Genomic DNA, 20,226 nt, shown 5'->3' on the forward strand with positions numbered 1-20,226 from the left:
CCATCCCCTCGGTCGAGGGGATGGCTTTCCTCCTGACGGCTTTCCAGGCGGGACTTCTCCCGCCAGTCGTCGCGGAGACCTCCCTCATGCTGCAACAGTACTTCACCACAGACTATTCCGCCGACATTGCCGCCGCTCTGGAGACGCCGGGAGGTCACCTCTCCCTCGGCCGCGGCGGCTTCATCCTCCACTACGGCTACGGCGCCATGCTTTCCGGCTATGACTGCGACGCGATCAAGACTCAATCTATCGCCGCCGGCCTCCCGGTCATCGACAGCCGGTGTGTCGCGTTCGATGTCGTGTGCAACTGACGCTGGGCGGCCCGCTGGTGGCCGTCGGCCGTGCGCCCGAGCCGGCACCCTGGCACGGCCTCTCCTACGCGCCGTTGCACGCGGTCGCCATCCGCTACGCTGCTGCCGGCGCCGAGATCTGGAACATCCCCGAAGTCGAAACGTTGCCCGCGCCCGCCGAGCGGAGGACCGGGCCATAAGCGGTCGGCCTCTCCTGCAACTCTATACCACCATGGACGAGTTCGAGGCCCTGCATGAGCGGCACGATCGCACACGCAGCACCAGCAAGACGGTCACAGTAGACCGACAAGCACTCGTCCACATTCTCATGGACCATGCCCGCATGCTCGAAGCTTTGCGCAAGGCAGGTCGGGTCGATGTCGCCGAACCGCATTGAGGCCGCCGGCCTGCGCCGGCGCGGCGCGGCGAGAGGCAGAGGGGGGAGGGGAGGGTTCCTGACGGGTTTGGAGGTTCGAGGAGAGACCCCGGGCCGCCCGTCAAGGAGACCCTGACCATGGCAAAAAGCGCCATTCAGAAGATCGCAATGAACCCCTCGGAGAACATCGCCTACGACAAGCTTGTCTTGTCGCAAGAAAATGTCCGCCGAGTAAAGGACGGCGTCACCATCGAGCAGCTCGCCGCCGACATCGGCCGGCGCAAGCTCCTGCAGAGCCTGAACGTCCGTCCCGTCCTCGACGGCGACGGCGAGGAAACCGGCACCTTCGAAGTGCCCGCCGGCGGCCGCCGCTATCTCGCGCTTGGCCTTCTCGTCAAGCAGAAGCGTCTGGCTAAGAACGAGCCGATTCCCTGTATTGTCAACCGCAGCGGAACGACGTCCGCCGAAGAGGACTCGCTTGCCGAGAACGTGCATCGCGAGAACCTGCATCCGCTCGATCAGTTTCGCGCGTTCAAGGTGCTGAGAGAGCAGGGCCTTGACGTCGAGGAGATCGCCGCCCGCTTCTTCGTGTCGACGGCGATCGTCAAGCAGCGCTTGAGGCTCGCCTCGGTCTCGCCGAAGCTGCTCGAACTCTACGAAAAGGACGAGATCCGCCTCGAACAGATCATGGCGTTCTCGATCTCCGACGACCATGTCCGCCAGGAGCAGGTCTGGGATCGCATCACCGGCAACCCGAATATGCAGGAGCCCTACTACATCAGGCGCCTGCTGACGGAGACCACGGTGCGTGCCGACGATCGCCGTGCGGTCTATGTCGGCGCCGAAGCTTATGAGGCTGTCGGCGGCGTCATCCTGCGCGACCTGTTCGAGCAGGATTCCGGTGGCTGGTTCCAGGACGCCGCTCTCCTCGAGCAGCTGGTCTTCGAAAAGCTGAAGGTCGATGCCGAGGCCGTTCGCGCCGACGGCTGGAAGTGGGTCGAGGCGGCGATCAGCTTTCCCTATGGCCACACCTCCGGCATGCGGCGTGTCTATGCCGAGCCCGCGGAGCTGAGCGCCGAGGAGATCACCCGCTACGACGCCGCGAAGGTCGAGTATGACGCGCTCGACGCCAAGTATGCGGAGATGGAGGAGGCCGACCAGGAGATCGAGGACAAGCTCGATCAACTCGGCGCCGAACTCGACGCGTTCAGCGATCGTCCCCAGGTCTACGATCCGGCGCAGAGGGCCATCGCCGGAGCGTTCGTGACCCTCGGTGCCAACGGCCAGCTCCAGGTCGAAGCCGGCTTCGTCCGTCCCGAGGATGAGCCGCGGGCCGAAGTCGACGACGAAGAGGAGGCTGACAGCGAGGATCGCGACCCGTCGCAGCCCGACGAGGACGGCGCCAATGGCGTCGTCGTCAACGGCCGGTCCACGAACGGCGGATCCGACACGACCGAAGAGCCGGAGGATGAAGGGATCAAGCCGCTGCCCGAACGGCTCGTCTTCGATCTCACAGCGCAAAAGACGCTGGCGCTCCGCAACGCATTGGCAAGTGACGTCGATATCGCCTTCGTCACAGTGCTCCATGCCCTCGTCCTGCAAGTGTTCTACCGGTTCGCCAAGGACAGCTGCCTCGAGGTTAGCATGGTGAGCAACAGCTTCGGCCAGGTCCAGGGTCTCGCCGAGACTCCCTGGGCGAAGGAGATCGCCGAGCGGCACGAGGCCTGGGACAGGGATATGCCAGACAGCGACAAGCTGTGGGAATTCCTGCTCGGTCTCGACGAGGCAAGCCGCAAGGCGCTGTTCGCGCACTGCGCGTCGCTCTCGCTCAACGCCGTGGTCGAGCCCTGGAACAAGCGGCCGGGAGCACTTGCCCATGCCGATGAGCTGGCCGCCACGCTCGGTTTCGACATGGTCGAGGCTGGCTGGTCGCCCACGGTGGACAACTATCTCGGCCGCGTCACCAAGGCCCGGATCGTTCAGGCAGTCCGCGAAGCACGTGGCGAGGACTCCGCGCAGCTGATCGACCATATGAAGAAGGACTTGATGGCACGTGAAGCCGCTCGTCTTCTCGAGGGGTCGAACTGGCTGCCCGAGCCGTTGCGCCTCGAGGGCGACGACGCAGTTGGTGAAGGCGCCGAAGCGGTCGCCCACGAGGTGACGGACGAGACGGCGCTCGACGGCGAAACCGCCGAGCTGCCTGCCTACCTCGCCAACGATACCGGCACCTCCTCCGATGAACTGGCGCCCGACGCCGGCGAGGAACCCGACCACCTCCAGGCGGCCGAGTAATCGGCCTCCCGCTCCGCACCGGGCCCGGCATCTCCGCCGGGCCCTTTTTAGTTTTCCGACATGGAGACATACAGCATGTCCGCACATACAATTTACGATTGCGCCTCTCTAGGGAGCGTGATCCGCTACTTCGACGGCACCCCGAAACCGCCTGCCCGCTTCAGAAAGAAGCTGTCCGCCTGGGAGAGCCGCAACGGCACCGGCCGCCTGGTAAAGAAGGAACCACCGCACGAGCGGCCGACCTACACTTCGCCGGCCTGTTTTACTCTGCATGAAGGCGATTTCGGCCAAGGCGGCATCATCGTCGTCTCGGTCCGGCGCACCTGGTCCGTGGAGAGCGATCTGCGCTTCGAGATCGTCGAGCGTCCCAAAATCGGCATGGTCCGCGTTCTGCAGGATCTCGGCGACAGCCCCGAACTCCTGCATCTCGCCAGGGATCGCGAGGCGGCCGAACGCTGGCTCGCGAGCAATCGGTATAGTCGGAGCTATCTCGAGGAGATCTCAGCCGATGAGGTCGGCACCGATGTCATCGAGGGCCGCGCGGCGGCCTGACTTCCTCACTGCATAAACCAACCGATGACGGACCTGGTGTCGCGCAAAGCGGTCGCCGGCCCTGTTCCGTTTCATGGAGATTGACATGTTCGACTGGAACAGAAGCTGCTCATACGACGAGCAGCAGAAGAGACGTTTTCACACCACAGCCCGTTCGCGACTGAAGAAACTTGCCGCCGAATTGGCGCTGCCGCCCGGCAGCTTCGAAATCCGCTCGAACAGGGCGGGCATAGCCGTATCCGGTGAAGTGACCTTGCATCACACCGCGGCCTACATCCAGGTTGGACAGTTTGGGCTGTCGTCGGGACACGGCATCCTGATCCGGACCTGCAAGGGCCGCAAGGACTATACCGGCGGGCCCAACCACTTCGTTGCGCTGACCATGCTCGACGACATTCCGGCGCTCGCAGCGGCTGTCCGCGCCATCACCGCCATCGGACGCGATGCCGAACGCCGGGCTGCGTGAATCCGGTCCACCGATCCCGTCACCGCCGACAGTCGCCCGCCACAGCGCTGCTGTGGCGGCGACCGGCCATTTCCGGAGAGCAGCCATGTCCACTCATCCCCCATTCCGAAAGGTGTTCGACGGCGTCGCAACGCGCGAGCAAATGTTCCAGCTCTTCAACCGGCACAAAGACACCCCGGGTATCGATCCAATTTCCGGCACGCCCTATGCCGGGGAGTATTTCGAGATCGCCGCCGAGCAATACCACTTCATGCTCGCGCTCCTGCCGCCGCTGTTCCAGCGAACCGGCATGTTCGGCATGTCCGAATTCAAGGCCGGCAACGTCACCAGCGTGTTTTTCGCGATCAGGATCCGCGGTCGCGAACGGTGGTTTCACGGCTTTTGCGACCTATCCGACAAACGCAGTCCGGACGCCATGCGCGCGGCGATCATCGCCCACGAGACGGGCGCCGTCGACAGCATGACCCGCGAGGAAAAGCTCGAGGCGATCTGGTCCGCGACCCATGCCGACTTCAAGGGCATCGCCGGCGAGGCAAACCCGGACGCCTGGCCCGTCGAACATCACGGCAAGCGGACCATCCTTGTTTACGCCGCCGGGCAGGGCACCGCCCTGAAGCTGCTGGAGGACCTGTCCGACGAAGAAATCGACAGCCGGATGCCGGACGTCCGCGCACGGTCGAGAAGGGGAGGGGCGAGCGATGCGGAGCCATCATAAGCAGTCCGCGACGGCCAAGCCCGTCTGGAGGCGCACTCGACCTATACGGCCGACCTCGGTGTGCCCGATCGCCGCCGATACCGGCGCACGCCACCGGGTTCCCCGACCGTCGCCGATCTGGTCAGACCCGGCGACACGGTGTCGACCTCCTACAGCACCGGCGGCGTCGTGATCGAGGTAAGGAATACTTTTATGCGGCGCCGACCGGCGAGACGATGTCGCATTTCACCATCGTCTATGTCCCGCCCGATCGCGCTGCAAAATACCGCGATTGCGATCATCACTGGATCAACGAGTGCGTCGCCGTCGGCGACCGTATCCTGATGCTCTTCGAGGCAAATTCGGACGAAGTCTTCGTGGTCGACCGAATGCGACCGGCCGACAGCCAATCGTCCAGAACCATACTGATCACATAGGGACCTTGACGCCGAAAGGTCGGCGATCGCGGGCCTGTGCTCCATCCGTTCTTCGAAAGGAACTCACCATGGCCAGAAAAGCCTTCTTCGCCGCCTTCGTCATTGACGAAGAAGCATACACGCCCGAACCCGGTCCGGTGGATTGCCACCTTGTCGTTGCCGATCTCGCACAATCGAGTTTTGGCGAGCAGTCCGGCGTGTCGAACTTCATCGTCTGGGAATCCGCCGAGCATATGATTGCCGATCATCGACAGCGTGGTCCGATCACGGTCGACTATCTGGTCGGCGATGAATCCGATCAAGGCATCTGCGACGACTCCGGGACCGATCTCAACGTGTCGAAGGTGGCGGTATCACCTTCCACAATCGGCCCATCATTCCGCGACCACCTTTCGCCCACGATGCGTGAGACGCTGGCCTTCGAGTATTTCGAGGTGAGGCCCTGCATCGAAGCCGATCACCAGGTGAGGTCCTACCGCGTTGAGGATGAGTTTACCGACGATCTTGCCAGGGCGCAGAAATCCGGCAGGGAGTTTCGTGCCTTCTGGTCCCTCTACGGCGTCGACAGAGGCGCCACCATGGCGATCGGCGATTTTGTCTCCAAAGATGCCGCGCACGAGGTGATGAACGCGATCTTGGCCATTCCCGCTGCGGTGTGCAACGCGATCAAGACGGAGAATCTCACCCAAGCCCAGAATAATACCGATGTCGACATGACGGCACGGTCTGTGGCCGACTGGCTCGACGACATGATCAACCAGTCCTCGAACAATCAGCGGATCTGACCGCCCGCCCTTCTCCGCCCCGCCTCTCAACGCCTCGCCGGGCTTTTGCATTTTTTGGCTGCATATCCAGCCCCAGACAGGGAGAAACCACATGTCACGCCTGAATGATCCGGAAAACTTCCAGGGCCGCGTCAACTATGCGGCAAAGGTTATCGCCTACGGACGACGCCCGACCCGCGCCTTCGACAATTGCTTCGAAAACTATGATGGCGACGAGGTGGCGACGGTGATCCTGCGACGTTCCCGCAAGAATGCCCGCCTCGCTGCCAATCTCCAGCGTTATCTCAGTCTCTCCTCCATCGAAGCCGCCGCCGATCGGCTCGCCGAGGTTCCCACGCGCAAGCTACCGGAAGTTGCCCGGCAAACGCGCGCACGCCGCCGGGCCGAGTTCGACGCCTTGTTCGAACAGCACAAGACAGACGCCGGCACCGCTCCAGACACGACCGCCGCTGATGAGGGGAGCGCGCCGTAATCCGCGATGCTGCCGAGACTTCCATCCGATGCTCGTAAGCGTCGACCGCTAGTAACGAGGTCCTCTATGTCGCTCACCCACCGACAACGCCATCTGCTGCAGGCCGCACTTAGGGACCGTCTCATGGCCGTCTGCTACGGCGCCGGCGTTGATTCCACCGCGATGCTGGTCGCCCTGAAACAGGCCGGCTTGCGCCCCGACATCATCACCTTCGCGGACCTGTCTGCCGAGAAGCCGCCCACGCTCGAGCATCTCGATCGCATGGACCGTGTTCTCGCCGAGTGGTCATGGCCTGCCATCGTCCGGTGCCGGAAAGAGACGCTTCCCGGAACAGGCTATTCGGACCTCTACGGCAACTGCATTGCCAACGAGACGCTGCCGTCACTGGCCTTCGGCCTCAAATCGTGCTCGATCAAATGGAAACAGAAGCCGCAGGATCATGCTATCAAGGGCGCCAGATCGGGACCCAACGCTGCGCCGCCCCATCCCGTCTGGACCGAGGCGCAGCGGCGCGGCGTTCGGATCGTCAAGCTGATCGGATACGACTGCGGCCGCGCGGATCTGCGCCGTTCTCGGAACCTGCCGGAAGCCGATGCGGATTTCGACTACGCCTATCCGCTCCAGATTCTAGGCTGGAACCGCACAGATTGCGTGCGCGCCATCACCGATGCGCTCGGTGTCGACATGGTTCCGATAAAATCGGCCTGCTTTTTTTGCCCGGCATCAAAGGTCTGGGAGCTGTACTGGCTGGCCGCACATCATCCCGATCTCCTCGAGCGCGCCTTGATTCTTGAGCGTAATGCGCTAACCGGACGTCACAGCCGTTTCGATGAAGTCGAGTTCGGCGGCTCCTGGGACGAGCTCGTCCGCACTGCAGATCGCTTCCCGAGCACTTCGACCACGGTCGGTCTCGGACGAAGCTTTGCATGGAACCAGTGGGCGCGGGTCAATGGCGTCGTCGACGATGCCTTCCGCGTGAAGCGCGGGGTCGACGATCGCGCCCGCTTTCGCGCCATGGCAAATCAACTTCGGGGCGAAGACAATGCGCTCTACGTCCGCTCTGTCGCCTGACTGGCGACGCTGAGGCAAAGCCGGGTCGTCTACGCGATCGAGTGCCCTCAACACATCTCACCCACGTCCGGCGGTCTAGCGCGCGGATATCGCACGTCCATGCCAGGAGGAATTGCAATGCACAAATTCACTGTCGAAAGCACCTATCATCTGCCCGTGTATCGGCACCGCACCTACGATGCCGCGACGCCTGCCGACGCCTGTCGCAAGGCCATCGGGGATGACGACTGGTCCGCCGAGAAATGCGACTACGAAACGGCTGGTGAGACATACATCACCGGCATCTGGTACGGAACTGATACCGCTTACCGCGTCGAGTCAACAACCGTGCCATCGCAGTTTCATGAGACGATCCAGCGTAAGGCCGAACACTTCCAGGAGCTGTTCGATCAGCTGGTCTATGTCGCCCGACCAGCAGGTCTATCCAGGGCGGATTTCGATCGTTGGCTGCCAAAAGCGATTGCGACGGTCGAGAAGGCAAAGGCGATCATTGAAGAACGCCGCGATCCCGATGTGCAGACAGAGCCGCCAGGGTCATGATCAGCACCAACGCAGGACCAGAATCCTTGCGGAGCAAACAGTTCGTCAGTTCAGCGACGAAGCGCTTTTGGCAGTCGACGTTTCCAACGCTCCCCACGTGGCAAAATGGGTTCGTCGCGACGTCGTCTGACACGTTTTCGAGGCAACCGCGTAGGTTCCTCCACAGCGCCTTCCGTCTCGACCTCAGCGCGTTGCGCTTCTGCATGGTTTGCATCGGCAATGGCATATGCATCACGGTCTTCCGATGGTGACTCGATGGCGGAGCCGGCATTGCGCGCGCGATCAACCTTGACAGCCGGATCGGGATCGTTCCCGACCGGCTCAGAGGTCAACCCGGTAGCGACCAAAGGTTCGGCCGCCAAAGCCGAAAGGTCCAGATCGCCCCAGATCGACCGCTGTTTTGCAGGACTGCCGCGCTTCTTCTTCACTTCCACGACGAAAGGTCGCGTGGGCCGCTTCATAGTCATGTTCCTCGGTAAGTATCGATCCGTTTGCAGGGATCCAGAGGTCGTTTACTTCGGTCCCGCGCAACCGTCCACCTCGCGATCAGCTTCAGGTCAAACGGTGTTCGAGGTGAGCATGGTTCATGCCCTCACTCGATGGCTTCTTGGTTGAGGCGAGAGACATCAACCGCGATGTCCTACTAACACGCTCGCCTGACCGAGCCCATGCAACAAATCCCTCAAGAGTTCCTTTGGCTCCTCTTCATCCACGTCGCTGGAGGGAGAGCAGGGCCGGGAGGAGTGCGGCCTTGCCGGGGCGCAGAGAGCGCGCCGGCGGGGCGGCCCTCTTTCTCGAAGGACAGCTCCATGAACATTGTCACGACCACCTCGACCGTCGCCCGGACGGTCGCTCCCCTTACCGCGCCGGCATCCCACGCCATCGACACCGCCCGGGCGATCCACCAGGCGGCAGCGTCGCTCTTGCCCGTTCTCGAACAGGGCAAGCCCATCACGACCGCAGCGCTACGCGCGAGCATGACCGACAGCTTCGGCGGGACCGACGCCCAGGGACTCTGGGTCTGGAAGGCCGCCTATGAGGCGCTCGAAGCCGCCCAGGTTCTGTTTCTGCACCGCTTCGGCTCGGCGATCCTGTCCCGGTCGACCTCGCCCGAGGCGACACTGGCGATGATGAAACGCATCGCCGATCTTGCTCCCACCCACACACGCCGCTCGGATGAGAGCCAGGCCATGCAGCAGCTGTCGACGCCGCTGCCGCTCGCCTTCGTCACCGCCCGCGCCGCCGTGATCTCATCTTCGGATCTCGTTCTCGAACCCTCGGCCGGCACCGGCCTTCTCGCCGTTCATGCCGAAATTGCCCGGGCTTCACTCACCCTCAACGAGCTCGCCGCCACGCGGGCCGATCTGCTCGGTCTGCTGTTCCCGCGCGCTCCAGTCTTCCGGCACGACGCCGCTCATATAGACGATCATCTCGATGCCGCCATCGAGCCCTCCATCGTTCTGATGAATCCACCCTTCACCGTCGGCGCCTATGTCGACGGCCATGTCGCCGATGCGGCATGGCGGCACGTGTCTTCGGCCTTTGCCCGTCTGCGTCCCGGCGGGCGACTTGTCGCCATCACCGGCACCGGGCTTTCTCCCGAAAATCCCAAGTGGCGGCCCGCCTTCGAGCGGCTTCAGCAGCAGGGCAGGGTCGTCTTCACCGCGGCGATCGACGGCCGTGTCTATGCTCGCCATGGCACCACCGCCGAAACCCGCCTGACCATCATCGACAAGACGCCAGCGTCCGACCCGTCCGGATTCGTAGTTTCGCCGGGCAAGGTCCCAGATGTCGAAACACTGCTATCCTGCATCTCCGATCTGCCGCCCCGCACACCGGGCGGCTTTCCGGACTCGATCGGCGCCCTGTCGAATGGCATCCTGCGCAACGCCACGATGCAGATGGCAGCTCGATCCGCGGGGCGTGCCGCACCCGCCGCAGGCGCGGCGGCCCTTGCGAAGACTTTCCGACCTGCCCGTCCGGTTGCCCGGGCGAAGCCCACCCGACCAGTTGTGCCTGACGCCACGCCTGCCGTTCCGCTTGCCTATGAACTGCGCGACTGGATGCCGGAGGAGGGTGGCCGGCTCACCGACACGATCTACGAGCCCTATGCGTTGCAGTCGATCGACATTCCGCGGGCCAAACCGCATCCGACACCGCTCGTGCAGTCAGCCGCCATGGCCGCGGTCGCGCCGCCGAAGCCGTCCTACCGGCCCCTGCTGCCGGATGCGATCATCGACGAGGGTCTGCTGTCCGACGCCCAGATCGAAAGTGTGATCTATGCCGGGGAGGCGCATTCCGGCCATCTCGCCGGAGCCTGGGCGGTCGACGAGACCTGCGATGTCGTGTCGGCCGCCCCCGAAGGCGCCGAGAACGCGGTTCGTTTCCGCCGTGGGTGGTTCCTCGGCGACGGCACCGGCTGCGGCAAGGGGCGACAGGTTGCCGGCATCATTCTGGACAACTGGCTGCAGGGCCGACGCCGAGCGATCTGGATATCGAAATCGGACAAGCTGCTCGAAGATGCCCAGCGCGACTGGGCAGCACTCGGCCAGGAGCGTCTTCTCGTCCAGCCGCTCTCGCGCTATCGGCAGGGCACGCCGATCCGCCTTGCCGAAGGCATCCTCTTCACCACCTACGCGACGTTGCGCTCGCAGGAGCGCGAGGGCAAGAAGTCCCGGATCGCCCAGATTCTGGATTGGGTGAGGAAGGATTTTGATGGCGTCATCGTCTTCGACGAAGCCCACGCGATGGCCAATGCCGCCGGCGGCAAAAGCGAGCGCGGCGACGTCTCGCCATCGCAGCAGGGCAGGGCGGGCCTGCGCCTGCAGCATGCGCTGCCCGACGCCCGGATCGTCTATGTCTCCGCCACCGGCGCCACCGCCGTCGAGAACCTCGCCTATGCGCAGCGCCTCGGCATCTGGGGCAGCGAGGATTTTCCCTTCGCCAATCGCGCCGAGTTCGTCGCGGCGATCGAGGATGGTGGCGTGGCAGCAATGGAAGTGCTCGCCCGCGACCTCAAATCACTCGGGCTCTACACGTCGCGCTCGCTCTCCTATGACGGCGTCGAATACGACCTCCTCGAACACAAACTGACGGACGAGCAGATTCGCATCTACAATGCTTACGCGGACGCCTTCCAGGTCATCCACAACAATCTGACCGCGGCGCTCGAAGCAGCGAACATTACGAGCGAAACCGGCACGCTGAATCGCAACGCCAAGGCGGCGGCGCGCTCCGCCTTCGAAAGCACCAAGCAGCGCTTCTTCAGCCATCTGATCACCTCAATGATGACGCCGACGCTGATCGGAGCGATCGAGCATGACCGCGCCGATGGTCATTCGGGAGTGGTGCAGATCGTCTCGACCGGTGAGGCCTTGATGGAACGGCGGCTGGCGGAAATCCCGACCGAGGAATGGTCCGATCTGCATGTCGATGTGACTCCGCGCGAATATGTCGGTGGGTACCTGATGCATTCCTTCCCGACGCAGTTGTTCGAGGAGTATTCCGACGCCGAGGGCAACGTCACTTCGCGGCCCGTGCATGATGTGGACGGTAACCCGGTCCAGTGCCGCGAGGCAGTTCGCCGGCGCGACGAGATGATCGAGAGGCTGGCCTCGCTGCCGCCGGTCGGCAGCGCGCTCGATCAAATCATCCACCATTTTGGTACGGATACTGTCGCCGAGGTGACCGGGCGCTCACGGCGCATCGTCAGGAAGACCGGCCGAGACGGCATCGACCGGCTCGCCGTCGAGAACCGCCCCGGCTCGGCCAATCTCGCCGAGACGCAGGCGTTCATGGATGACGACAAGAGCGTCCTGGTCTTCTCGGACGCTGGTGGTACCGGCCGCTCATATCATGCGGATCTCGGGGTCAGGAACCAGAGGCTGCGTAAGCACTATCTGCTCGAAGCCGGCTGGCGCGCGGACAACGCCGTCCAGGGTCTCGGACGCACTCATCGCACGAACCAGGCGCAGCCACCGCTATTTCGGCCGATGGCCGCAAACGTAAAAGCCGGCAAGCGCTTCCTGTCGACCATCGCCCGACGGCTCGACACGTTGGGCGCGATCACGCGCGGCCAGCGCCAGACCGGCGGCGCAGGGCTGTTCCGGTCCGAAGACAATCTGGAAAGCCCCTATGCCCGCGCCGCACTACGCCAGTTCTACTGGCTGCTGCACCAGGGCAAGATCGATGGTTGCTCGCTCACGACCTTCGAGGCGATCACCGGCTTGTCGCTAACTACGGACGAAGGCGGACTGCGCGACGAGCTGCCGCCGATCACGACATGGCTCAACCGGCTGTTGGCGCTACGCATCGAAACCCAGAATCTGCTGTTCGAAGTGTTCGAGCAGCTGATGGCGGCGAAGGTCGAGGGCGCTATTGCCGCCGGCAGCTACGACAAGGGTCTGGAGACGATCACGGCGGAGAGCATCGTCGTCACCGATCGTCGCACCGTCTACACGCATCCGGTGTCGGGCGCGCAGTCACATGTGCTGACCGTCGCGCGCAAGGACCGCATTCGTCCGCTCGGCCTAGCCGACGCGCTGGCGATCGCCCGCGCGGAGCCGCAATCGATCCTGCTGGTCAACACACGGTCGGGCCGCGCGGCGATCCAGTTGCCGACCGCAAGCCTGATGCTCGACGACGGCGCGATAGAGCACCGCGTGCGCCTGCTTCGGCCCACCGACGAACTGCGGTTCGGTCTCGACGCCCTTGCTGAGACTCATTGGCAGCCGACGGACCGAAAGCTGTTCTGTGAACTCTGGAACGCCGAAGTGGCTGCGGTTCCGGAGTTCACCACCAGCACCTTCCACATTGTCACCGGCCTGCTTCTGCCGATCTGGCGGCGTCTGCCTGACCATGATTGCCAGGTCTACCGCATCCAGACCGACGCCGGCGACCGCATCATCGGCCGTCACATCGCGCCGACGCAGGTCGCGACCATGCTGCGCAATCTCGGCATCGACAATGTGCCGACGTTGGCACCAGAGGAGGCCTGGACCGGGCTAGTCGATGGGCGGATCGGACTGCAGCTTGCTGATGGCCTGATCCTGCGCCGCAGCCGGGTCATGAACGACTACCGCGTCGAGCTGATCGGCTTCACCGACGCGATGGTGCCGCGCCTGAAGGCGCTGGGCCTGATCTCCGAGATCATCTCCTGGAAGCTCAGGCTATTCATTCCGACCGGCGGACAAGGCTGCGCCATCCTTGCCTCGCTTCTCGATCGCCACACGCTGGTCGGGGTCACTGACCGCACGGCAGCAGCGTGAACGGAGGCGACCATGACTGGCTCGGCCTCCGCGCTGGCGCGCCGCCTTGGCGATCAAGCCGAAGCGGTGTGCCGCGAATATCTCTCCAACGGTCATCGCTCCGGCAACCACTGGATCGTCGGCGATGTGAGAAACACGCGCGGTCGCTCCATGCATGTGCGCCTCAAAGGTAATGCCAAGGGCCCGGCTGGCAAGTGGGTCGATGAGCAAAGCGGGGAACATGGCGATCTGCTCGATGTCATCCGCGAAAGCTGCGGTCTCGTCGAGTTCCGCGATGTCGTCGACGAGGCACGGCGCTTCCTCGCCATGCCGCGACCGCAGGCCCAAGACGCGGGCGCGCAGCGCCAGCCTGCCGCGGCACGCGGCTCCCCCGATGCGGCGCGAAGGCTGTTCGCGATGTCGCAGCCGGTCGCCGGCACGCTGGCCGAACGCTATCTGGCCGGTCGCGGCATTCTCTTGACCGCGCATGAGCGCGCCCTGCGCTTCCACCCCGGGTGCTATTACCGCGATCTCGTGACCGGCGAGATGCAGACCCTGCCCGCATTGATCGCCGCCGTCACCAGTCTGGACGGACGCATCACCGGCTTGCAGCGCACCTGGCTCGCTCCGGACGGCGACGGCAAGGCGCCGATCGCCGACCCCCGTCGCTCGCTCGGTCATCTCCTAGGCAACGGCATCTGGCTCGGCCTCGATCCCGGCACGCCCGTTCCGGTAATGGCAGCCGGCGAGGGTTTTGAGACGATGGCCTCGCTCCGCACGGCGATGCCGGCGCTGCCGGTGGCCGCCGCCACCTCGGCCAATCACCTCGCCGGCCTCACCTTCCCGCCTGGCTGCCGTCGCCTCTACATCGCGGCCGATGCCGACGCCGCCGGCCGGCACGGCATCGAACGCCTCAGTCAGCGCGCAGGTGAGGCCGGGATCCTCGCTCTGGCGCTGCGGCCGCAGCTCGGTGACTTTAACGACGATCTGCGCCATCTCGGCCCGACCCATCTCGCGGCATGGCTCAGCGATCAGCTCGTCCCGGAGGATGCCAGTCTCTTGCCTCCGTCCGGATGAATGGCGCTCGCCGACAGGCGGGCAGAGCCGGCGTCACCGGAAACTTCACGGCCATGGCGGCAGTCTGCCGGAGAGGCCGCGCCCATCGCGGCCTGAGAGGCGATCCCTGCCACCCCCCGGTCCCGGCCGCAACGGCTGCGCCGTCCTCCGCTTCGCTCCGGCCTTCGGTGCGGCCGCGCCCGGGTCGCGGCCGGGATGCGCTGTCAGGCCGCGATGGGCGCGGCCACAACCGACGGAGACACGCCATGACCTACGAGCTTCCCTTCGACGACGCCTACGAGCCCTACCACGCCTCCTCGCCGACCGACCGCGTCATCCTCGAGCTGCAGATGTACGGCCACCGACCGCATCAGGACGAGCCGGACCCCCGACCGCTGCCCGACGATGAGGTGATCCGCGCCGGGCTTGCGGGAATCGTCGACACCTTCGCCGGCATGCTCGGCGACACCAGGCTCGAACCCGATCTCGACGACCTGCTCTGGTCCTTCGTGAACGTCTTCCACCGCGCAGCCGAGCGTGTCGCCCGCAACCTCGACCGCAACGAGGAGGCGCAGCGTTCAAGCCAGAGCGAGCAGGACGGCTCGGAGGTGAAGTCCGTCGAGCTGGAACGGCTCACGGCCGAGGGCATCACCTATATCGAGCGCCGCAACGTTCTCGAGATCATGCGCGACGAGGCCGCCGACCTCTACGAGGCGCAGACCGGATCGGCATGGCGGCCGCGCACCGGATCCAAGGTTTCCCACCAGGCGATGACGTCGGCGGTGATCGACTCGCGGGACTTCCTCGCCGCGCGCCGCCGCGCCGAGACCGAGGTGCTCGTACCCGCCGGCACCAAAATCGCCTTCGCCGGCGGTCTCGACTGCAACGATCACGACCGAATCTGGGACGCGCTCGACAAGGCCCGCGAGAAGCACCCGGACATGGTGCTATTGCATGGTGGCAGCCCGCGCGGCGCCGAACGTATCGCCGCCTGCTGGGCCGAGAACCGCAAGGTCACGCAGATCGCCTTCAAGCCGGACTGGAACCGGCACGCCAAGGCCGCCCCGTTCCGCCGCAACGACCAGCTTCTGTCGGTGATGCCCTACGGGCTGATCGTCTTCCCGGGCTCGGGCATCACCGAAAACCTGGCCGACAAGGCCCGCCGTCTCGGCATCCCGGTCTGGCGGTTCACGGAGGCCGGCGCGTGAGCGCCGGTTTCCTTGGCGACGCGCCGACCACGGCGCGTCACTCCTCGACAGCCGGAGCAGCGCACCATGTCGCCGCGCGCCAGAGGGAGAGGCGGGAGGGCAGAGGGCCGGGGCGTTGCAGGAAAAAGGAGAGTCACCATGGCGATGATATTCATAGGCGGATCACGCGACATATTCGAACTGCCGGAACCCGCCGTTGTACGCATCGGCACGATCGTGGCGGCCGAGCACGGTGTGCTGATCGGCGATGCGCCCGGGGCCGACGCCGAGGCGCAGAGCCTGCTCGCCGGTTACGGGTACGAACATGTCGGCGTCTTCCATGCCGGAGCAGAACCCCGCAACAATCTCGGCGATTGGACGGCCTATCGCATACCGCCGCGCGACGGCGCTCAGGGTTTCGCCGTTCATGCAGCGAAGGACCGCGAGATGGCCCGGCGTGCCGACTTCGGCCTGATGGTCTGGGACGGCGCATCGCCGGGGACAGCCCTCAACGTGCTGCGGCTCGCCTTGAACGGATCGCCGTGCGTCGTCTACGACATGCTGCGCGGCATGATGGCGACCATCCACAATACGGCGGACTGGAGCGCCATGCTGCACAATGCCGGCACGGAAGTCCTCAATGCGGTCGAGGCGCGCATGACGCCGGACGAGCGGCGGGCGCTTGCTGCCTGAACGCGGCAGTCCACGCCGGGACCGGGCGGTGCAGGCCGGCGCGCTTGACCCGGCCGAAGGCACACCCTGCGCCCCTGTCGTCTGAGGCCCATCGGGAACCGGCCCTTCGCGGGCCCAGCCCGTTGCGGCATCTTCCGTATGTTCCTGAGAGACGTCCTTGCCATCGTCGCGCCGACGGGAGGGCGTTTGCGGAACATGCAACGCGCGTTGGGGCACTTCGCCTGAACAATGGGTCGCATGCCGGTGCCGGGTTCGAACGGTGCCTGCCCGACGCGACCGCGAGAGCGGGCGCCTGACGGGGGACTTGGGCGGGCAGCGCGTCAGATCGGGATGGTCGGGGTCGGGCAGGGTGTTGGAAGGCGCGACGCAGCAGAACAACCCTCCTCCATGGCACGCTGCGCCTACGGTAGGGAATGCGATAGCGGCCGAGGGTGCATCGCCTTCGCTCACATCCGGACCATTCCCTTTTCATGTCGCCTTTGTAGAGGACCGCCTGCTTTTGCGATCAACCCCCGTTGGGGGTACGCTCGACACAAATTCAGGAATATTCGATTTTGGTTCTTATTTGCAGGCCAGGCACTTTCCTTCCCGCAAGCGGCCCCCTGGAAAGTGCGGCCCGCGATCTTTCGGAAATAGAATTTTCCAGAATTTGTGCCGAGTGACCGCAGCAGGACGGCCCTCTCCTTCGACGCCATCGGGAATGGTCCCGATGCAACCGAAGGAGAAGTACCATGGCCACCACGATCGCAAACCTCACCGCCAAGGCCGACGGCTCGATGGAAGGCGTGTTCGCCACGCTGCGGGTCAACGCCCCTATCACCGTCCTGCCCAACGCCAACAAGTCCCGCGAGGACGCTCCCGACTTCCGCGTCCTCAACAAGCGGACCGGCTTCGAGATCGGCGCAGGCTGGTTCCGGACCTCCCATCGGTCCGGCAAGGAGACCGTCTCGTTCAAGCTGGAGGCCCCCGAGATCGGCGTCGTCTTCGGCAACCTCGCTCCCGCACCGGGCGGCGACGAGAACAAGAAGGTGATTCTCTGGAACAACCCTGAGTGAACAGCGACGGGCCGGCCCAGGAAGGGGCCGGCCCTCTTTGTGTTCCACACGATCAGGAGGCTTCCATGAGCCGCTACACCATCACCGTCACCAGCGACGACCACTGCGCCGCTGCGCACTTTCTTCCTGCAGGCCTTCCCCGACGAAACCGGCGACGATCTCGCGCTGTGGCTCGGCACGAGCGACCGCGAATTCGAAACCATCGACGCGCTGCAGACGGCGGCACTTTCCAGAGGCTACAGCTTCATGCCGCTGCCCGAGGACATCGCGTTGCTGCTCGCTGCCGACTTCGCAGCGGAGACCGGGCGCCCGCCCCATGACGGATCGCTCGCCGCGTTGCTGCGACATCTGCAATCGAAGTAGCCGAAACGAGAAGGCCCGCGCTGGAGGATCCGGCGCGGGCCTTTTTTGTGCCAAGCCTGATCGTCACCCTCATCCCATTCCGGACGCATTACGATAGCCACGTCGCTGCTTCACCCGCGACAGCGCCTCGCGCGCGGCGATGGCTGCCTCCCCGGTTTGATAAAGGTCGATGCGGATACGCCCGGGCCTCCCGATGCGTCCCCATTCGCGCACCAGGCAAATGTCGCCGAACAGGCTCGGCGTCGACGATATGCGATAGAACCGCGCCATGTTGCGCGCTGGATCGATGCGGTGGAGATGGATCGCGTCTTCGGTCTGCATGATATGATCGTCGCGTCCGAGATCGACGCCGTCCAACGCATTCTGTGAATCGGTCAAGCGCCATCGATTCACGATGCTGATGGATAAGGTCCAGTTGCTGGGCGAGCCGGCCTGCGGCCGACCGGGCTCTATTCGCGGCGTTTCGCCGCTCACGGAGCCCGCTAAGCGGTCTCCGCCTTCGGTAACGATCCCATCTCGCAGGGCATCAGAGACCGGATCGACCGGCCCCCGATGCCACGAGGGGCGACCCCTCGCACACCCCATCGGCTGGTCGCCGGATATGGGCGCATCCCCTGTCGGGGATGCGGGTCTATCTCTCTGACGTCCCAGTCTAGCGGCCGCTCTTGAGATTCGCGATCGAAACGGCCCACTGTGTCGACGCCCGCTTGTCGGTCGATAACGCCGGTGCTCTTTTCGGCGTGCAGTCAGCCCCGGCGTTTCGGGTTCGTCGGCTTCGCCGGGTTTTCCGCGCCGCTGTCGGGGGACAATTCTTCGACCAGCATGAGAAGGTTCTGGGCTGTCGCAGCCGGCAGGTCGAGCATGCGCATCACGAGCTTGAACCGGACCTCTGCCTCCTGCTCGGTCTCGCCAAAAAACTGAGGCGCCGCCGCGTAGATCGCTTCGACCGGCGAGAAGTCAAGCAACTCCGCCAGATGAAGCAGCCGAGTCACCCTGAGCTTTGCACCCGCACGCTCGTGTCGCGCGTAAATCTCGTGATGCAGGCCGACCATCATGCCGACCTGCTCGCGGTTCAGATTCTGCGCATCGCGTCGCTCGCGCAGATAACGGCTGATCTCCTCCTCCATCTCCAGAAGGCTGCGAACACCGTTGAAGCCGGGCTTGCGCCAGATCGGTTTGTCGACCTCGGAGTCGGTCGTTTCGACAAGGCCATGCCTGCCGATATAGGTCTGTACGTCCTTGATCGCCATCAGCCTGGCTCGATCCGAATCCACTGCCCCAGCCCCGTCAAAAAAGACGGGAAACACCCCGAGATGACTCAAATCCCCAAGAAAACAGAGCCAAAACGATCATGTTCCTAGCAGGGATTCGGACTCCACTTCAACCACCCATCGATCGAGCCACTTTGGCCTTCGCTTCAGAAGCCGTTAGTATCGAGATACTGCCGGATAGCCTTTTCCATAATCGCCTGCATGGATGTATCTGTGTTGAAGGAGGCCAGCTTCAGCCGCCGCTTTGTGTCCCGGTCCAGATTGACGTTCACGAAATGGCTCGCTCCTTTCATCCGTGCCCGCTTCATCTGGCGTAGCGCCTTGCTGGCCCCGCTGGACGCCTCGCGCCGTTCCCCCGGTTCTTCCAGCCCCGGCGCATCCTGCGCCTCAACAGCGCGGTCCGCATCGACACTCGCCGGTGTCTTGACCACCGCGCGCTGCTTGCGCGGCGCGGTGGCGAATTCATCGAGCGACAGCATCTCCTTGCCGCTCATGCCGCACGGCCCGCCATCGTCTCGCTCGTGAGCAAGCCGTCGACCTCCTCGACCAGCGCCTGCGTCTCCCGCCGGGCTTTCGCGATCGCCTCCGTCACCTCCTGCATCTGAAGCGTGCCGATGCCGTTGTGGATGTCCTTGTAGACATTTCGCTCGAACACTTCGGTGTGGAACAGATAGGTCCCGACCTTGTCCTCGATGATCGGTCTGATTTTCCGGTAGAGTTCCGTGTGCCTGACCGTCACGGTGATGCGCGTCCGCAGCACGCCGTGCCTGCATTGCCGGCCAAGCGTCTCGTTGACGCGCACTACGTTCTCGAAGCTGTCGATGGCGCCCAGAACCTCGCGCTTCGACGGCTGGATCGGCGAGATCACCAGATCGGCCACGGTGATCACAGGATCGACGATCGCGGTGTCTTCGCCCGGTGTGTCGATCAGCACATGATCGAACGCACCGGCGCTTTCCTCCACCCATCGCTCCAGTCCTCTCGCCGTCTTATGGCTGTAGACCTCGACGCCCTCGGGCTGGGCGTCCTTTTCCTGGCAATCCGTCCACCACTTCAGCAAGTTGTTGCGGGCATCCATGTCGATCATGGCGACGCGGCCGCCCCGCAGGGCATATTCGCCCGCGATGTTCATCAACGCGGTGGTCTTGCCCGCGCCTCCCTTGCCGTTGATGGCGGCGATCACGACGGCCATCGGCTGACTCCCTTGAAAAATGTGTTTCTACTCACACACGAACCCATTTCCGTGTGGACGTGGGTTCACATCGATATAGAAGCACACGAACATGGAAAAATACAATGCTATTGATATTGAAAAACTGGACTATTGCGGCAAAGAGTGCAAAACAACAATATTTTTAGTTGGCAGGATACGGAAATATG

22 protein-coding genes are annotated in these 20,226 nt (G+C 64.2%); 15 read left to right on the forward strand and 7 right to left on the reverse strand.

What is annotated here, in order from left to right; all coding sequences use genetic code 11:
• The first annotated feature begins 86 nt into the window (after window positions 1–86).
• Window positions 87–311 carry a hypothetical protein gene (locus C7T96_RS24260; protein ID WP_199190534.1) on the forward strand — a complete coding sequence of 75 codons (225 nt, stop codon included), beginning with the start codon at window positions 87–89 and terminating at the stop codon, window positions 309–311.
• A gap of 94 nt (window positions 312–405) precedes the next feature.
• Here the strand turns inward: C7T96_RS24260 and C7T96_RS24265 are convergent, their stop codons facing one another.
• Window positions 406–684: a hypothetical protein gene (locus C7T96_RS24265; protein ID WP_199190535.1), complete on the reverse strand. Its 279-nt coding sequence runs from the start codon at window positions 682–684 to the stop codon at window positions 406–408.
• A gap of 120 nt (window positions 685–804) precedes the next feature.
• On the opposite strand from C7T96_RS24265, the gene C7T96_RS20850 reads away from it, so the two are divergent.
• From C7T96_RS20850 to C7T96_RS20890, 9 genes are all read left to right on the forward strand, one after another.
• Complete coding sequence (locus C7T96_RS20850; protein WP_106573187.1) at window positions 805–2,958, forward strand: ParB/RepB/Spo0J family partition protein; 2,154 nt, start codon at window positions 805–807, stop codon at window positions 2,956–2,958.
• A 75-nt stretch (window positions 2,959–3,033) separates the two neighbouring features.
• Window positions 3,034–3,510, forward strand: a complete 477-nt coding sequence (locus tag C7T96_RS20855) for a hypothetical protein (protein ID WP_106573188.1) — start codon at window positions 3,034–3,036, stop codon at window positions 3,508–3,510.
• A gap of 85 nt (window positions 3,511–3,595) precedes the next feature.
• Window positions 3,596–3,976 (forward strand): hypothetical protein, encoded by a 381-nt coding sequence (locus C7T96_RS20860; protein WP_106573245.1) that lies wholly within the window; start codon window positions 3,596–3,598, stop codon window positions 3,974–3,976.
• Between the two features lie 85 nt (window positions 3,977–4,061).
• Entirely contained in the window at window positions 4,062–4,691 is a 630-nt protein-coding gene (locus C7T96_RS20865) for a DUF1419 domain-containing protein (protein WP_106573189.1), read from the forward strand.
• Between the two features lie 215 nt (window positions 4,692–4,906).
• Entirely contained in the window at window positions 4,907–5,107 is a 201-nt protein-coding gene (locus tag C7T96_RS20870; protein WP_106573190.1) for a hypothetical protein, read from the forward strand.
• Window positions 5,108–5,175: 68 nt separating this feature from the next.
• A complete protein-coding gene (locus C7T96_RS20875) occupies window positions 5,176–5,892 on the forward strand; it encodes a hypothetical protein (protein WP_106573191.1) in 717 nt (238 codons plus the stop codon).
• Window positions 5,893–5,983: 91 nt separating this feature from the next.
• Window positions 5,984–6,364 (forward strand): hypothetical protein, encoded by a 381-nt coding sequence (locus C7T96_RS20880; RefSeq protein WP_106573192.1) that lies wholly within the window; start codon window positions 5,984–5,986, stop codon window positions 6,362–6,364.
• A 66-nt stretch (window positions 6,365–6,430) separates the two neighbouring features.
• Window positions 6,431–7,435: a hypothetical protein gene (locus C7T96_RS20885; RefSeq protein WP_106573193.1), complete on the forward strand. Its 1,005-nt coding sequence runs from the start codon at window positions 6,431–6,433 to the stop codon at window positions 7,433–7,435.
• A 117-nt stretch (window positions 7,436–7,552) separates the two neighbouring features.
• The gene (locus C7T96_RS20890) at window positions 7,553–7,975 is read left to right on the forward strand and encodes a hypothetical protein (protein ID WP_106573194.1); all 423 of its coding nucleotides are present in this window, start codon (window positions 7,553–7,555) and stop codon (window positions 7,973–7,975) included.
• A gap of 50 nt (window positions 7,976–8,025) precedes the next feature.
• On the opposite strand, the gene C7T96_RS23955 is transcribed toward C7T96_RS20890, so the two are convergent.
• Window positions 8,026–8,436, reverse strand: a complete 411-nt coding sequence (locus C7T96_RS23955; RefSeq protein WP_146149220.1) for a hypothetical protein — start codon at window positions 8,434–8,436, stop codon at window positions 8,026–8,028.
• Window positions 8,437–8,784: 348 nt separating this feature from the next.
• Here C7T96_RS23955 and C7T96_RS20895 point away from each other — a divergent pair, with 348 nt between their 5' ends.
• From C7T96_RS20895 to C7T96_RS20915, 5 genes are all read left to right on the forward strand, one after another.
• Window positions 8,785–13,242 carry a strawberry notch family protein gene (locus C7T96_RS20895; protein ID WP_106573195.1) on the forward strand — a complete coding sequence of 1,486 codons (4,458 nt, stop codon included), beginning with the start codon at window positions 8,785–8,787 and terminating at the stop codon, window positions 13,240–13,242.
• Window positions 13,243–13,254: 12 nt separating this feature from the next.
• Window positions 13,255–14,298, forward strand: a complete 1,044-nt coding sequence (locus C7T96_RS20900) for a toprim domain-containing protein (protein WP_106573196.1) — start codon at window positions 13,255–13,257, stop codon at window positions 14,296–14,298.
• Window positions 14,299–14,543: 245 nt separating this feature from the next.
• A complete protein-coding gene (locus C7T96_RS20905) occupies window positions 14,544–15,485 on the forward strand; it encodes a DUF2493 domain-containing protein (RefSeq protein WP_106573197.1) in 942 nt (313 codons plus the stop codon).
• Window positions 15,486–15,623: 138 nt separating this feature from the next.
• Complete coding sequence (locus C7T96_RS20910; protein ID WP_106573198.1) at window positions 15,624–16,157, forward strand: hypothetical protein; 534 nt, start codon at window positions 15,624–15,626, stop codon at window positions 16,155–16,157.
• A 731-nt stretch (window positions 16,158–16,888) separates the two neighbouring features.
• Window positions 16,889–17,212 (forward strand): DUF736 family protein, encoded by a 324-nt coding sequence (locus C7T96_RS20915; RefSeq protein WP_106573199.1) that lies wholly within the window; start codon window positions 16,889–16,891, stop codon window positions 17,210–17,212.
• 87 nt (window positions 17,213–17,299) lie between these two features.
• Here the strand turns inward: C7T96_RS20915 and C7T96_RS24095 are convergent, their stop codons facing one another.
• From C7T96_RS24095 to C7T96_RS20940, 5 genes are all read right to left on the reverse strand, one after another.
• Entirely contained in the window at window positions 17,300–17,560 is a 261-nt protein-coding gene (locus C7T96_RS24095) for a hypothetical protein (RefSeq protein ID WP_158264440.1), read from the reverse strand.
• An 84-nt stretch (window positions 17,561–17,644) separates the two neighbouring features.
• Window positions 17,645–18,049, reverse strand: a complete 405-nt coding sequence (locus tag C7T96_RS24420) for a WGR domain-containing protein (protein WP_245414199.1) — start codon at window positions 18,047–18,049, stop codon at window positions 17,645–17,647.
• Window positions 18,050–18,321: 272 nt separating this feature from the next.
• Complete coding sequence (locus C7T96_RS20930) at window positions 18,322–18,825, reverse strand: helix-turn-helix transcriptional regulator (protein ID WP_106573200.1); 504 nt, start codon at window positions 18,823–18,825, stop codon at window positions 18,322–18,324.
• A gap of 167 nt (window positions 18,826–18,992) precedes the next feature.
• The gene (locus C7T96_RS20935) at window positions 18,993–19,340 is read right to left on the reverse strand and encodes a hypothetical protein (RefSeq protein ID WP_106573201.1); all 348 of its coding nucleotides are present in this window, start codon (window positions 19,338–19,340) and stop codon (window positions 18,993–18,995) included.
• Window positions 19,337–20,038 carry a ParA family protein gene (locus C7T96_RS20940; RefSeq protein WP_106573202.1) on the reverse strand — a complete coding sequence of 234 codons (702 nt, stop codon included), beginning with the start codon at window positions 20,036–20,038 and terminating at the stop codon, window positions 19,337–19,339. The genes C7T96_RS20935 and C7T96_RS20940 overlap by 4 nt, the downstream gene beginning before the upstream one ends.
• Window positions 20,039–20,226 lie beyond the last annotated feature (188 nt).

It is taken from the genome of Nitratireductor sp. StC3 (genome assembly GCF_003015025.1).
Taxonomy (GTDB): Bacteria; Pseudomonadota; Alphaproteobacteria; order Rhizobiales; family Rhizobiaceae; genus Mangrovimarina; species Mangrovimarina alexandrii.